This is a genomic window from Legionella santicrucis (genome assembly GCF_001468135.1).
Taxonomy (GTDB): Bacteria; Pseudomonadota; Gammaproteobacteria; order Legionellales; family Legionellaceae; genus Legionella; species Legionella santicrucis.
Map to the genome: position 1 here is coordinate 23,463 of NZ_LNYU01000035.1, position 14,819 is coordinate 38,281.

Sequence of the window (14,819 nt, forward strand, 5' to 3'; positions counted from 1 at the left end):
GAAGAACGCGGGGTTAAGGAAACAGCTCGCCGAGCACTGTTAAATTGCAGCCAAGTATTTCGATATGCCATAGCAACTGGTCGAGCCGAGCGTGATCCCGTGCCTGATTTAAAGGGTGCACTTCAACCTGCAAAAACAACACATTTCGCAACAATGACAGATCCTAAAGCGATTGGTGAGCTTTTACGGGCAATAGATGAGTATCACGGTAGTTTTGTGACGAAGTGCGCCTTACAGCTTGCTCCTTTGGTATTTGTCCGGCCTGGAGAGTTAAGAGCTGCTGAATGGGCAGAAATTGATCTGGATGCGGCTGAATGGAATATCAAAGCAGAGCGGATGAAAATGCGTGTTGCCCATTTAGTTCCTTTATCGAAGCAGGCAGTGGCTATTTTGCGAGAAATTCATCCTCTCACTAGTCGTGGCAAGTATGTGTTTTCGAGCGAACAGACCAGTACTCGCCCTATGAGCGAAAACACACTTAATTTTGCTTTGCGGCGTATGGGATTTGCCAAAAATGAAATGAGCGTTCATGGTTTTCGTGCAATGGCGAGAACAGTGCTTGATGAGATTTTACATATCAGACCAGATTATATTGAACATCAATTGGCTCATGCGGTACGTGATCCAAATGGTCGAGCTTACAACAGGACATCGCATTTGCCTGAGCGGCGAGAGATGATGCAGAAATGGGCAGATTATCTGGATAAATTAAAACAAGCTTCTGCAAACAGTGTAATGAGAGAGACATAATGAGTACCTTTTCTGATGAAATGGAATATTACGAAAAATATCAAGCAGATAAAATTAAACTACATAAAGAATCCTTGCTCTCATCAAATATTCCATATAACAATTTGCTAAATTATGCCGCAGAAGCAGTGGCTGCCGCGGAGATATTAAATGAAACAGTCCAATATTTGGAAGCTGAAAATGCGAATTTAAAAACGGCACTTGCCTCGAATCAGTTTCCACAATATCAAGAGGTTATTACCAAAAATACAGTTGCTGCATTTCAATTGAATGCAACTGAGGTAGCCACTGAGCTCAATGCCCATCAAAAAAATAAAAGCACTCAAAATGGGAAAAAAGGTGGTGAAACAAAACGCCAAAATGATTCTGAAAAAAAACAAGCAGCCAAAATATTAGTAAAAGAATATTGGGATAAATGGCAAGCAAAAAAAGAGCTATATAAGACTCAAATAGAGTTTGCATTGGATATGCTAGAAAAGCATCCTGTACTGACTAACCCTGATACCATACAAAATTGGTGTAGAGAATGGAAAAAAAATCAAAATACTTGAACCATGTTTTACATAGAACATGATCCTGCTTACCACGATCCTTATCCTACCTAGTACATTGGTGTTTTTTAGCTAAAAAGGGTTATTAAATACGTATTCCCTAAAATACTTAAGGAATACCAATGCCACATCCTGATGCACCCAAAATCCTGATTCGTCGGAAAGAAGTTGAGCGGCAAACATCGTTGTCTCGCTCAAGAATTTATGCATTGATGCAAGAAGGTCTTTTTCCTGATTGCATACATCTTGGCCCAATGTCAGTAGCTTGGGTTGAGTCAGAGGTGCAAGAATGGGTTGCCACTCGTATTGCTGAATTTCGCAAATCAAGTGAGGCTTAAAAATGAAAAAGCCCATTCCATCTATTGATAAAACAGGCTGTACAATACAAAGTCATTATATCCTACATCAGCTAAACTCACAAAAAACAAAAAAAGTTAATCATGGGGGTGAATTATGAAATTGCCTCTTTATATGATTAATAGAGATTGTCGACGTTGGTTATTATGGAAATCAAAGGCTCGAGGCAATTCTAAATCGGGAAAAGTGCCTTATTATGCGAATGGTAAACCACGCAATGGTAAACTTGATAGCCCAGAAGATATAGCGCAATTAGTATCTTTTGAGGAGGCTCAAGCAGTATTGTCGCAAGGTAAATATACTGGTTTAGGATTTGCTCTTGGTTTAGATGAAAAAGGGGGTTATTGGCAAGGTATAGATTTTGATGACATTCACGACAAGCCAGAATTACAATCACTTATAACATCGTTGTCAGGGTATGTGGAAACTAGCCCTAGCAAAAATGGAGTACATGCTATTGGTTATGGACGGCGTTTTAATCCACTGGGAAGTAACAAAAGCGGTATTGAGGCGTATTGCTCAGGCCGATTTTTTACAGTAACTGGTAATAATGGTCTATATCCTGTAACAGATAAGGTTCACGATCTTGCAGATTTTGCTGAGCAAACTTTAAATCCATTACATAAAAAGGCAATTGGTAATAAGTCAGATGTTCTAGAATCAAACAAAACAGATATAGATTCAAAGTTAATTGAAGACTTAAGAACAGCTTTAAATCATATTTTAGCTGATGATTATGATACATGGATTTCTGTAGGACACGGACTTAAGCCTTTTGAGAGTAAAGGGTTTAAACTTTGGAGTGAGTGGAGCGCAACGAGCTCCAAATTCAAAGGTGAGGAAGATCTGGCACGTTGGGAGACATTTAGAGGTGAACGAACGAGTTATAAGGCCATCTTTGCAAGGGCTCATCAAAATGGGTGGAAAAATCCTGCAAAACAACTAGAACATGTTGCGCTTGAGCCACTTACCCCCTTGAAAAATGGCATAAAAACAAACTGCTCTGATAAATTTCCCGTTATCCCAGTATCAGAATATGCAGGGTTAAATCATTCTCCATGGCTTATAAAGGGCATTATTCCCAAAGCAGAATTAGTTATGATTTACGGCCCATCAGGCTCTGGTAAATCATTTTTTGTCCTAGATATGGCGTTTGCAATTGCAAGAGGAATCGAATGGCAAAATGTTAAAGTATCCCAAGGTCGAGTTGTGTATATTGCTGCAGAGGCCGGAGCTGGTGTTCGTAAACGATTATTAGCTTACGCTGTTCACCACGATATTGATCTGGATCCAATTCCTCTGGGTATTATTCCTGTAGCACCTAATTTCCTAAATGACGAGGACGTTCTTGAGATAAGTGATGTGGTTGGTGAGGCTAATTTGATCATTATAGATACATTGGCTTGCGTAGCCCCAGGGGCAGATGAAAATTCAAGTACTGATATGGGGAAAGTTATTGGTAACTATAAATTGTTACATCAATTAACAGGGGCAGTAATTATGTTTGTTCATCATATGGGAAAGAATGAGAGAAAAGGTGCACGTGGATGGTCTGGTATTCGAGCTGCTGTTGATGCTGAAATAGAGCTTAAGTCTGCGGATCATGGGTTTAAGATGAACATTACTAAACTTAAAGATGGAGAGACAAACGGTTCTCTTGATTTTAACATATTACAAATTAAGCTTGGAGAGGATGATGACGGGGATCCAATAACTAGTTGTGTAATTATCCCTAATAGTTCAATTAATCAAGGGGGAGTGGTACTAAAAGGAAAGTGGCAAACACTGATTATTGATATAATTCAAAAACATTCTCAGAATCAAAGTAGTATTCTCAGAAGCGAATTGATTGAATTAGTTCTTAACCATGATGGCCAATATTTGGGCGAAGATGGCCGTGATCAAAGAAAAACCTGTATTTCGACATCGTTAGATCGATTAATTAATAGAGGATATTGCAAAGAAGTTGGCAAATATATTTCTTGTGAATTACAAGAATTGTCACTTGAGCCGTATTAACTACATTTTCTATATTTCGCTACAAATAGCATTTGTAACACGCCAGTATTGCTACCTACGTTACATCACTCTATAAGATGTAACGTAGGTAGCATGGCAATAATTACTTCATATCCTTAATGCACGCGCGCATCATGGGGTATGGGTTATAATAATAAAAAAGTTCGCTTGTGAGGATACCATAATGCCATTTTTAGCTGGTTATGCTTGGGGCAGGACAGTTTTACTTGCTGAGACTCCAAAAGAAACAAGGAAAAATCGTGGGATCTGCGGTGCTAAAACCAGGCAAGGCACACCATGCAAAGCTCCTCCGGTATGGGATATAGCAGTTGATAAGGCTATTAATGGACGATGTAAATTGCATGGTGGCCTGTCAACAGGACCTCTTACAGAAGAGGGTCGTGAAGCTATACGTGCCAGTAATAAAAGAAGAGTTAAAGAAAATTAATTTTGTAGTAACGAAGTTTTTGCATTTTTTATATTGACAGGCCTCTGCAACCACCCTACAATTAAAAAATACAGAAATGGCGTTACAGCATAAAAATGAAAACAAAATTAAAAAATCTTGCTTCTGTCCAAATGGGCTACTCTTTTCGTTCTCGGCTTGAACCAGAACAAACAGGTAATATAGCCGTTATTCAAATGAAAGATTTAACTGAAGACAATTTAGTAGACCGCCAAAGTTTGGTCCTAATCGAATTAAATGATTTTAAAGAACATCACAAAGTAGAACTAAACGATTTGGTATTTCGATCAAGAGGACAAACCAATACTGCCGCTTTAGTTGATGTAAGCATCGGCTCATCCGTTGTGGCCGCCCCCTTACTACGAATTCGCATAGAAAAAGACTCCATTCTTCCCGCTTATTTATGTTGGTTTATTAATCAACCATCTTCCCAAGCCTATATGCAAAGTAAAGCAACGGGTACAGCCATACGCATGATTGGTAAATCGGTTGTTGATGACTTAGAGGTTATAGTGCCTTCTATAGAGTTACAGCAGCATATCGTGAAGTTAGAAAAATTATCATCTCAAGAACAACATTTGATGAATAAATTGAGTATTAAAAAGCGTCTATTGATGAATAAAGTCTTAATAGACCTTGCAGCAACAATTCAATAATTAATGATATTAAGGATCAACACATGACAACACAAATTCATCAAAAGGACATCAATAATGCGGCTTGGGCTGCATGCGATACATTCCGTGGCGTAGTCGACCCAGCACAGTACAAAGACTATATCCTAGTGATGCTATTCGTAAAATATATTTCAGACGTTTGGAATGATCATTATGAAGAGTATCGCAAACAATATGGTGATGACGACACACGTATACGTCGCAAACTTGAGCGTGAACGGTTTGTATTACCCGAGGGAAGTAGCTTTTATGATCTCTATGACAAGCGGTCAGAGCCTAATATCGGAGAGTTAATCAATATTGCTTTGGATTCTATTGAAACGACTAATAAAACGAAATTAGAGGGGGTATTTCGAAACATTAATTTTAATAGTGAGTCTAGCCTCGGTAAAACAAAAGATAGAAATAGACGACTAAAAACACTGCTTGAAGATTTCAACAAGCCAGAACTTGATATGCGCCCTAGTCGTGTTTCAGAAGATGTGATTGGAAACACTTATATTTACTTAATTGAGCGCTTTGCTTCTGACGCAGGAAAAAAGGCAGGCGAGTTCTATACCCCATTCAAAGTATCAGAATTAGTTGCTCGTTTATGCGCTCCGAAATCTGGTGCACGTATTTGCGACCCAGCTTGCGGTTCAGCAGGTTTACTTATTGAAGCAGCAAAACAAGTCGGCGATCGCAATTTTTCCTTATACGGAATGGAAGTTAATGGCAGCACATGGGCTTTAGCGCGGATGAACATGTTTCTTCACGGGGCAGACTCTGCCCGCATTGAATGGTGTAATACCTTAACCTCGCCTGCATTGGTAGAGAATGACCGCTTAATGAAATTTGATAACGTTGTTGCTAACCCCCCTTTCTCTCTTGATAAGTGGGGTTCAGATGATGTTGAAAGCGATGTCTACAATCGTTTTTGGCGAGGTATGCCACCGAAATCAAAAGCTGATTTTGCCTTTATTAGTCATATGGTTGAAGCGGCTATTGAGAAAGAAGGACGTGTCGCAGTTGTTGTGCCTCATGGCGTTCTTTTTCGGGGAGCAGCAGAAGGCCGTATTCGCCAAAAACTAATTGAAGATAATTTGCTCGATGCTGTTATTGGATTACCTAACAATCTATTTCCAACCACTAGTATCCCCGTTGCAATCTTATTATTTGATCGATCGCGTGAAAAAGGTGGTGTGAATGAACATCGCAAGGATGTTTTATTTATAGATGCTAGCAATGACTATCAGGCAGGGAAAAATCAAAATACTTTGTTAAATGAGCACCTCGATAAAATTGTTAATGCTTATCAAAAACGCAAGGCAGTAGGAAAATATGCTCATCTAGCCAGTTTTGATGAAATTAAAGAAAACGATTTTAATCTTAATATCCCTCGTTATGTAGATACGTTTGAGGAAGAAGCTGAAATTGATATTCACGCGATACAACTGGAAATAGACACGCTTGAGAAAGAGCTAACAGAGGTACGTAGCCAAATGGCCACATTGTTGAAAGAGATTGTTTATGAATAAGCCTCCTTTCGTGAAATATTTTTCGGCATAATTTGTTAAAAAATGCACAAGTTCCATTTTGGAACATATGGGTGAAGATAAATACTAGAAGGAAGAAAGAGACAATGAGTCAGATAATTAACCAACATCATTCAATTTTTGAAAACATTAGACAAGAGCAAGATGGCCATGAATTTTGGTCTGCTCGAGACTTAGCAAAAGCTCTACAATATTCTGAGTACAGACATTTTTTGCCAGTTATTGAGCGTGCGAAAAATGCTTGTAAAAACAGCGGGAAAGATCCTGAGGACCATTTCGAGGATCTCCTCGAAATGGTTGAAATAGGCTCTGGTGCTAAACGAAGCACACAAAATTACTATCTTTCAAGGTATGCATGCTACTTAATTATTCAAAATGCTGATCCATCGAAAGAAATTGTTGCCAATGGTCAAACCTATTTTGCAATTCAAACACGTCGCCAGGAGCTGGCTGATAACGCAAGTTTTCAAGAACTGGATGAAGCAAAAAAACGAGTATTATTACGCCACGAGTTAAAAGAACATAATAAACAATTAGTTGCCGCTGCATCCGAGGCTGGTGTTGAAACCAGTATTGACTTTGCTATATTCCAAAACCATGGATATCAAGGACTATATGGTGGTCTTGATGCTAAAGGTATTCATCGTAAAAAAGGTTTGAAGAAAAGTCAGCAAATTTTGGACCACATGGGTAGTACTGAGCTTGCCGCAAACCTATTTCGTGCCACTCAAGCTGAAGAAAAACTACGCAGAGAAAATATACAGGGCAAACATCACGCAAATAATGCTCATTTTGTTGTTGGACAGAAAGTACGACAAACGATTGAAGAGCTAGGTGGAACTATGCCTGAAAATTTACCTAATCCAGAAAAAAGTGTTAGGGCACTAGAAAAAAAACTTGGAATTCCGGGTGTGAGAAAAGAAGAAGCGAATGATGAATAAAAATACAATAGAATTTAAAAAATTAAAAACCTTTCTTACCACCCCAATTAAAAATGGATATTCTCCTGTTTGCACTGACGTTGAAACCTCTAAAACCATTCTTAGTTTGGGTGCATTAACCGGGCAATCTATTGATTTATCAAAAATAAAATGGGTTCCTGAAACGAATAAAAAAACTGACAATTTTTTAATTAATCCAGGAGATTTTCTAGTCAGTAGATCAAATACTTTGGATAAGGTTGGACGAGCAGCGTTATATCGAGGTGGGCTTGATAATTGTGCTTATCCAGATCTTATAATGAAATTTAGAATAGATGAAGCTACTATCTTACCTGATTTTTTAGAAGTTCTTCTGCAAAGTAGTTTGGCTCGCAAGCATTTCATGCAGCGTGCGTCAGGAACAAGTAGCAGTATGGTAAAAATCACTAAGTCAGCAGTAGAATCTTTACCTATTCCGCTTCTACCATTACAAACCCAAAAGAAAATAGCTGAAATTGCTGCATCATGGAAAAAAACGATTAAAAAAACGGATGCCTTAATTGTAGCTAAAGAAAAGCAGTTTGAGTGGTTAATACATCAATTAATAAACCCAAGCAATAAACATTGGAACTTAAGAAGATTATCAAGTATTTCTAAAATTAAAAAAGGTCAACAATTAAATCGTATATTACTTACCAAAACCGATTTATTTCCAGCATGGAATGGAGGTATTACGCCATCAGGTCATACAGATACATGGAACACGCCAGCAGGTACTGTCACCATTAGTGAAGGAGGAAATTCATGTGGATTTGTGAATTACTGCAAGGAGAAGTTCTGGTGCGGGGGGCATTGTTATGCGCTTCTTGATATTAGTCATGAAATAGACCCTGCATTTCTCTTTTATTTTTTAAAAGCACATGAAAAACAAATTATGAGCTTACGTGTTGGATCAGGTCTGCCTAATATCCAGCGACGCGATATCGAAAAATTAGAAATTGCATACCCACAATTATCTGAACAAAGAAAAATTGTCCAAATTCTAAGCGAAGCACAAAAAGAAATTTCTATACTTAAGTTACTGACTGATAAATATATTCATCAAAAACGTGGTTTGATGCAAAAATTATTAACAGGTACATGGCAAATTCTGAAGCTACAAGAGGAGGTCGCTTAATTGAATAATTTAACTGTTCAGTTAGAAAAAGAAGCTTTGCGCATTGAAGAAGATAGCGAGCACAGCGCAAAAGGACATTATAACACTGCTGATCGTTGGAAGCGCTACCATCTAGCTATAGGACTCCCAGCAGCTATTTTAGCTGCTATCGCTAGTGGAACTGCATTTAATAACATGCCAGAAACTGCTGGTGTTTTAGCAATTTTGGCAACAGCATTAACCACTGTTCTGACCTTTCTTAAACCCTCAGAACATGCTGAAAACCATAAAGCGATTGCGGGCCAATATCTGGCATTAAGAAATCAAACTCGTCTCTTTCGAGAGATTGAATTAATCGAAGTTGGTTATAATGAGGAAACGAAAAATAGGCTTATAGAGTTGGCGAAACATCGTGATGATTTAAATCTATCCTCACCAAGTCCTAATCGAAAAGACTATGAGTTAGCAAGATCCGATATTGAGGCTGGTTTTAGTCAATATAAGGCTGATAAGGAGAGCACGTGACTATTAACAGCTACCTTACACAATTAGCTAATGAGGCAATACTTAAAGATTCGGAAAAACTGAGTATTGAACGGTCACTCATTGCCATACAGACTCGATTAAGTACCTATTTTTCAGGAGACATTAAAAAACAATTTGTTTTTGGGTCTTATAGTCGAGGGACTATATTGCCAAGAGCTATGGATCTCCTTTCTGATGTAGACTACATGATAGTTTTTTCAGACACACAATACCAACCGCAAACTTACCTGAACAAGCTTCGATCCTTTGCTGAATATCATTATAGTCGTTCGGAAATAACACAATCTAATCCAACTATGGTATTGACGATGAACCACATACGTTTTGAATTAGTCCCTGCTATTGAAAGTTATTTAGGAGGTCTTCAAATTCCAGGCAAAGCCAATAATTATCAAAATTGGATGCAAACTGACCCGACTGGATTTAATCAGGTACTTTACTCAACAAATCAGTCAAATCAAAGCCTAATAAAACCATTAATACGTTTAGTAAAGTATTGGAATGCCCGAAATAATTATCCTTTCGAGTCGTTCGATTTGGAGCAGCGCATAGTACAGCATAAATTTTCCTTAATAGGTTTGTTTGGTAATCCACAACTTAAAAATTATTTTTTTAGTTTTATGGAAGGCCTGGAGGTTGGTTATTTAGCATCCCAGTGGAAACAGGATGCATTGAATAAAGCAAAAAAAATTATTAAAGAAGCAAAAGAGCTTGATAGGGATGGATACCCTGCTACGGCAGAAGAAACTATTGCTCAATTTTTACCAAGAATATCAGGGTATACATCATGAAAGATGATATGAAAATTGAAAATTGTGACACCAAGGATGAAAGCTTTCGTTTTGATGAAGAGTATTTGTCACAAATACCAGCACTTCAACAATTGATCAATTTAGGCTATGAATATCTAAAACCGGAGCAGACCCTTGCTGAGCGCGGTGGCCGAATATCTAATGTATTACTGGAAAATATTCTTCGTCAGAAACTAAAAGAGATTAATCGTATTCAATATAAAGATAATATCTATCTATTCAGTGAAGAAAATATTCAAACAGCAATCCAAAAGCTTAAAAACGTGAAATATGATGGTTTACAAAAAACCAATGAAGCTGTTTATGACCTAATTACTTTAGGCACAGCAATGGATCAAACGATTGAGGGAGATTCTAAAAGTTTTACGCTGAATTATATTGATTGGAAAAATCCAAAGAATAATGTTTTTCATGTTGCTGCTGAATTTTCCGTTGAGCGCTCCCGTAGCACTGAAACAACAAGACCTGATATTGTTCTTTTTGTGAATGGTATTCCCCTCTGCATTATTGAATGTAAATCACCAAAAATTGAAGTGGAGCAGGCCATTTCACAGAACATTCGTAATCAGGGAGATGATTACATTCCGCGAATGTTTACATATGTTCAATTGGTTCTAGCTGTTAATAAAAATGCAGCTCTGTATGCTACAGCAGGGACGCCTAAAAGGTTTTGGAGTGTTTGGAAAGAGTTAGAAGAGCATAAAAAGGAAGTCGATCAAAGTATCAATACACCTCTCAGTGAAGGAAACAAAGACCTGCTTTATTCAGGTGAGTTTTCAATTGCACGCAAATATTTTGATACACTTGAGCAGGAAGGTGATCGGTTAGCTACAGAACAAGATCAGTCTATTTTTAGCTTATGTAGTCCTGAGCGTCTGCTTAATTTAGTATATCAATTTACTATTTTTGATGGTGGTATAAAAAAGATTGCGCGATATCAGCAGTTTTTTGTGATTCGTTCAACACTTGCCCGAATCAAAAAAATAGAAACGCATGGAACTCGCCAAGGGGGTGTCATTTGGCACACACAAGGCTCAGGGAAGTCATTAACTATGGTGATGCTTGCTCGTGCTATGGTTTTAGATTCAGAGCTAATTAACCCCAGGATTATTCTGGTAACAGATCGTGATGATTTAGATAAACAGTTAGGAAATACATTCACTGCCTGTGGGCTTAGTAAAGAACGAGCAACCTCTGGCCGCAATCTGGTAAGGCATCTAAAAAATAAAGTAGGCATCATCACAACTTTAATTCATAAGTTCGATAAAGGTTGGACTGCAGAAAAATATGTTGATGAATCTCCTGATATCTACGTACTGGTAGACGAAAGCCATCGTACTAACTTTGGATCTCTTGCTGCACGCATGCGTCAAATGTTACCTAATGCTTGTTATTTGGGCTTTACTGGTACACCGTTACTCAAAAAAGAAAAAAACAATTTTGCTAAATTTGGCGGACTTATAGAGCCTCACTATTCTATTAAACAAGCTGTTGCTGATGAGGCTGTTTTACCTTTGTTATACGAAGGCAGGCTTGTAGAGATGGAGCAAAATAAAGCTGCTATCGACTTATGGTTTGATCGACATACAGCCGACCTTAATAAAGAACAAAAAGCAGATTTAAAGAAAAAATATGCGCGTGCTGAAATGCTTAATAAAACCGATCAAGTGGTTTATATGCAAGCGTTTGATATCAGCGAGCACTATAGGGCGAATTGGCAAGGCACTGGTTTTAAAGCACAGTTAGTTGCTCCCAGAAAAGAAGTCGCGCTTAAGTATCATGAGTTTTTAAACACAATTGGAATAGTAAGTTCAGAAGTTATTATTTCCGGCCCAGATACACGCGAAGGGCATGACGAAGTAGATGCTGGTCCTTCGGATGAAGTAGGTAAATTCTGGATCAAAATGATGAAACGTTTTGGATCAGAAGAAGAGTATACCAAGCAAATTATTAATCAATTCAAGCATGGTGATGAACCGGAGATTTTAATTGTTGTTGATAAGTTGCTTACAGGGTTTGATGCTCCGCGCAATACAGTACTCTATCTTTGTCGAACGTTGACCGAGCATACCTTATTGCAAACGATTGCTCGTGTTAACCGTTTATACGAAGGCAAGGACTTTGGTTATATCATCGACTATGCAAGTGTTTTAGGTGAGCTTGATAAAGCACTGACTATGTATGAAGCGTTTGAAGGTTTTGATGAAGAAGATCTAGCGGGCACACTGACATCCATTAATGCGGAGGTAGTGAAATTACCTCAACGATACTCTGAGTTGTGGGATTTATTCAAATCCGTTAAAAATTCCAAAGATGAAGAGGCTTACGAAGTGTTATTGGCCAATGAGGAATTGCGAGATGAGTTTTATGAATGCCTATCAGCCTACAGCAAGACACTAGGAATAGCTCTTTCGTCTGAACAGTTCATTATGGGAACGGACGAGAAAAAATTACAAAACTATAAAGCTGACTTAAGGCGCTTCCAAAATCTAAAAGCTGCAGTGAAATTACGTTACGCTGAGGCGATTGATTATAGGGATTATGCACCCAAGATCAAAAAATTACTTGATACCCACATTCAAGCGAATGAAGTCACGCAGCTTAATGAGCCTGTGAACATTTTTGATGAAAAAACATTTAACATGGTTAAAGAGAATCAAGGTGTTTATCAAACACAGACCACGGCGTCTAAAGCAGATACTATTGCCCATGCTACTAAACGCACAATCACAGAAAATATGGATCAAGATCCTGCTTTTTATGAGAAATTTTCAAAGCTAATCCAAGCCGCTATAGAGGACTTTAGAGCGAAGCGAATCTCAGACTTAGACTATCTTAACCGTGTGGTTGATCTACGCAATAAAGTAGCTACACGGCAGCATGATGACGTGCCTGAGAACATCCGAACTAATGATGAAGCCTGTGCTTATTTTGGTTTAATTAAACCCTATTTCATGCAGCATAATTTAGAAGAGCAGTTAATTGACTCCGTTTCTGCTGCAACCTCCCTAGCTGTTCAGAAAATTATTGATGTACATTGGAAGGTTGATTTTTGGGATGATACCGATGCACAAAGAAAAACCGAAAATGATATTGATGATTTTCTCTATGATAAAGTTAAAGAAGAATGTGGGGTGTCATTAAGCTTAGAGCATATGGATGAAATCATTGAAAAAGCGATGCAAATTGCAAGGCATAGGAGGCGTGATTAATGCTCGAAAGGACTCATAGCATCACATATGGAGAGAGTATTATTCCTTTTCAAGTCAGTTTTTCTTCACGAAAATCGCTTGAAATAGCGGTACACCCTGACAAATCTATTTTCGTTAAAGCGCCTATTGGCACGCATATTGACGAAATTGAGATACGAGTACAAAAACGTGCTCGATGGATCAAACGCCAGATTCATTACTTTGATCAGTTCGACCCAAGAACACCTGCAAGAAAATATGTTGGGGGTGAAACGCATCTATATTTAGGTAGAAAATATCGCCTGAAAATTTCTCAGGCTGAAAGCAATCTAGTTTGCTTAAAGAACGGGTATTTCCTAGTAAATGCGAAAAACTCTGAGCCAGAGCAAATAAAGATATTATTAAATAAATGGTATCGAGAAAAAGCTCACATACATTTACATAATATTTTTAATGAGTGTTGGGAGAAATTTAAGAATAAAGAGCATCCAAAGCCTGCTTGTAAAATACTGTCGCTGGAAAAGCGCTGGGGAAGCCTGTCAAAAGTAGGTACATTGTCTTTAAATGTACAACTAATTAAAACCCCAAAGGAATGCATTGAATACGTTATTATTCACGAGCTCTGTCATTTGGTATACCACAATCATAGTCGTGATTTTTTTAAGCTTTTAGATACCTCTTTGCCTGATTGGATGCAGCGAAAATATAAGCTGGAGATGTCATTAATTTGATTTAAAAAAAGATATAATGAGTCGAAGAGCATAGTATAAAAGTATTGCATTAATTAATAAGGTCATTATGAATCAAATAAACTCCACAATAATGTCAGGGAAAAAACAATTGATTCTTTCTGATACAGTTTGTTTTAATCCGTTAGATGGACTAAAAATTATAGTACCAACATCCGCCGGACCTACAACAATTGGATTGGATAACCATCTAATTTTTAATTTATTATTTGCCTACAATGATAATGCCAATAAAGGAAAATATGTAACTCGTACGGAAGGAAAAACTATAACTATTTCAATTGAGAATTTTGGCGGAAGTCTATTATCAGGCACCACTACACCAATAGCCTTTCATATTGGTAAAGAAACCCTTTTTTTATATTTTACAGGACTACTTCTTACAGATAATGAGCAACAAAATCCAAAATTACTCCAATTTACATTCTCCATATATAAGGAGAACTCATTATGAGCCGTTTTGCAGGAGGTAAAGGAACAAGGCATTTTAACAAAAAGGGGAATATTATGACCCCTTTAAATTGGTTGGCGGCCATTGTAACTAGCAGTCTTTTCGCAATACCAAAGATAAATAGTATTGTTATAATTTCATTGATCGTAGCCTTAGTTTTCTTAGTTGTTTTCTTCTACGCTGGAATGTATGTGTATTGGTCAATAACAGATCCGAATAGACTTCAAAGCGAACAGTATAATATTGAAACAAAGGAAATGGCGTTACGAATTGAGCCATCTGATATAATTGAGGCTATAGAAAATAAAGCAGAAATTATCACAATGAATAAGACTGACTAGGGCTATAATGAACAGTTTAATGCCTTAGTCAGCTGGATTTCGTTATAGTTTTAAAATCATCTGTTGGTACTTTTGTTGGTACATCTAAATTTCACACAAAATTTCATCAATAAAATCAACACCACAGGAATTGAATTCAATTCCCGCCGCCCCAATTTACCATCCAATACTCTCCAATAACATCCATAAAATCTGGCTCTTTCCCACTTACCTGAATCTTCTACACATCTTGTTTATCCCAAAGAAACATGATCAAATCACCTCTTTTAAGGTGATGTATGGATTTAGCAATTGAAGA

Annotated in this window: 15 protein-coding genes; all 15 read left to right on the plus strand. The window is 37.6% G+C overall.

What is annotated here, in order from left to right; translation table 11 throughout:
• Nucleotides 1-750 (plus strand): tyrosine-type recombinase/integrase (locus Lsan_RS22945; protein ID WP_237762080.1); only part of this gene is annotated, 750 nt, incomplete at its 5' end.
• Complete coding sequence (locus Lsan_RS08980) at nt 750-1,301, plus strand: hypothetical protein (protein WP_058514071.1); 552 nt, start codon at nt 750-752, stop codon at nt 1,299-1,301. The genes Lsan_RS22945 and Lsan_RS08980, both read left to right, overlap by 1 nt.
• Before the next feature lie 122 nt (nt 1,302-1,423).
• Nucleotides 1,424-1,639, plus strand: a complete 216-nt coding sequence (locus Lsan_RS08985) for a helix-turn-helix transcriptional regulator (protein ID WP_058514072.1) — start codon at nt 1,424-1,426, stop codon at nt 1,637-1,639.
• A gap of 115 nt (nt 1,640-1,754) precedes the next feature.
• On the plus strand, nt 1,755-3,677 hold the full coding sequence (locus Lsan_RS08990; protein ID WP_058514073.1) for an AAA family ATPase: 1,923 nt from the start codon (nt 1,755-1,757) through the stop codon (nt 3,675-3,677).
• Nucleotides 3,678-3,861: 184 nt separating this feature from the next.
• Nucleotides 3,862-4,125: an HGGxSTG domain-containing protein gene (locus Lsan_RS08995; protein ID WP_202814626.1), complete on the plus strand. Its 264-nt coding sequence runs from the start codon at nt 3,862-3,864 to the stop codon at nt 4,123-4,125.
• Nucleotides 4,126-4,220: 95 nt separating this feature from the next.
• Nucleotides 4,221-4,799: a restriction endonuclease subunit S gene (locus Lsan_RS09000; RefSeq protein ID WP_058514074.1), complete on the plus strand. Its 579-nt coding sequence runs from the start codon at nt 4,221-4,223 to the stop codon at nt 4,797-4,799.
• A 23-nt stretch (nt 4,800-4,822) separates the two neighbouring features.
• Nucleotides 4,823-6,337, plus strand: coding sequence for a type I restriction-modification system subunit M (locus Lsan_RS09005; protein ID WP_058514075.1), 1,515 nt, complete (start codon nt 4,823-4,825; stop codon nt 6,335-6,337).
• 104 nt (nt 6,338-6,441) lie between these two features.
• Nucleotides 6,442-7,296, plus strand: coding sequence for a DNA damage-inducible protein D (dinD, locus tag Lsan_RS09010; protein ID WP_202814627.1), 855 nt, complete (start codon nt 6,442-6,444; stop codon nt 7,294-7,296).
• A complete protein-coding gene (locus Lsan_RS09015) occupies nt 7,286-8,452 on the plus strand; it encodes a restriction endonuclease subunit S (RefSeq protein WP_058514076.1) in 1,167 nt (388 codons plus the stop codon). Before dinD ends, Lsan_RS09015 begins: the two co-directional genes overlap by 11 nt.
• Nucleotides 8,453-8,956 carry an SLATT domain-containing protein gene (locus Lsan_RS09020; protein WP_058514077.1) on the plus strand — a complete coding sequence of 168 codons (504 nt, stop codon included), beginning with the start codon at nt 8,453-8,455 and terminating at the stop codon, nt 8,954-8,956. It abuts the gene before it with no gap.
• A complete protein-coding gene (locus tag Lsan_RS09025; RefSeq protein ID WP_058514078.1) occupies nt 8,953-9,768 on the plus strand; it encodes an SMODS domain-containing nucleotidyltransferase in 816 nt (271 codons plus the stop codon). The genes Lsan_RS09020 and Lsan_RS09025 overlap by 4 nt, the downstream gene beginning before the upstream one ends.
• Nucleotides 9,765-13,001, plus strand: coding sequence for a type I restriction endonuclease subunit R (locus Lsan_RS09030; RefSeq protein WP_133134350.1), 3,237 nt, complete (start codon nt 9,765-9,767; stop codon nt 12,999-13,001). Before Lsan_RS09025 ends, Lsan_RS09030 begins: the two co-directional genes overlap by 4 nt.
• Entirely contained in the window at nt 13,001-13,711 is a 711-nt protein-coding gene (locus Lsan_RS09035) for a M48 family metallopeptidase (RefSeq protein WP_058514079.1), read from the plus strand. The genes Lsan_RS09030 and Lsan_RS09035 overlap by 1 nt, the downstream gene beginning before the upstream one ends.
• 67 nt (nt 13,712-13,778) lie before the next feature.
• Nucleotides 13,779-14,183: a DUF6864 domain-containing function gene (locus tag Lsan_RS09040; RefSeq protein WP_133134351.1), complete on the plus strand. Its 405-nt coding sequence runs from the start codon at nt 13,779-13,781 to the stop codon at nt 14,181-14,183.
• Nucleotides 14,180-14,521, plus strand: a complete 342-nt coding sequence (locus Lsan_RS09045; protein WP_058514081.1) for a hypothetical protein — start codon at nt 14,180-14,182, stop codon at nt 14,519-14,521. The genes Lsan_RS09040 and Lsan_RS09045 overlap by 4 nt, the downstream gene beginning before the upstream one ends.
• Nucleotides 14,522-14,819: the final 298 nt, after the last annotated feature.

Coding starts and splice junctions, on each gene's coding strand:
- Lsan_RS08980 (WP_058514071.1), top strand. CDS start 750: ATGAGTACCTTTTCTGATGAAATGGAATATTACGAAAAATATCAAGCA.
- Lsan_RS08985 (WP_058514072.1), top strand. CDS start 1,424: ATGCCACATCCTGATGCACCCAAAATCCTGATTCGTCGGAAAGAAGTT.
- Lsan_RS08990 (WP_058514073.1), top strand. CDS start 1,755: ATGAAATTGCCTCTTTATATGATTAATAGAGATTGTCGACGTTGGTTA.
- Lsan_RS08995 (WP_202814626.1), top strand. CDS start 3,862: ATGCCATTTTTAGCTGGTTATGCTTGGGGCAGGACAGTTTTACTTGCT.
- Lsan_RS09000 (WP_058514074.1), top strand. CDS start 4,221: ATGAAAACAAAATTAAAAAATCTTGCTTCTGTCCAAATGGGCTACTCT.
- Lsan_RS09005 (WP_058514075.1), top strand. CDS start 4,823: ATGACAACACAAATTCATCAAAAGGACATCAATAATGCGGCTTGGGCT.
- dinD (WP_202814627.1), top strand. CDS start 6,442: ATGAGTCAGATAATTAACCAACATCATTCAATTTTTGAAAACATTAGA.
- Lsan_RS09015 (WP_058514076.1), top strand. CDS start 7,286: ATGATGAATAAAAATACAATAGAATTTAAAAAATTAAAAACCTTTCTT.
- Lsan_RS09030 (WP_133134350.1), top strand. CDS start 9,765: ATGAAAGATGATATGAAAATTGAAAATTGTGACACCAAGGATGAAAGC.
- Lsan_RS09035 (WP_058514079.1), top strand. CDS start 13,001: ATGCTCGAAAGGACTCATAGCATCACATATGGAGAGAGTATTATTCCT.
- Lsan_RS09040 (WP_133134351.1), top strand. CDS start 13,779: ATGAATCAAATAAACTCCACAATAATGTCAGGGAAAAAACAATTGATT.
- Lsan_RS09045 (WP_058514081.1), top strand. CDS start 14,180: ATGAGCCGTTTTGCAGGAGGTAAAGGAACAAGGCATTTTAACAAAAAG.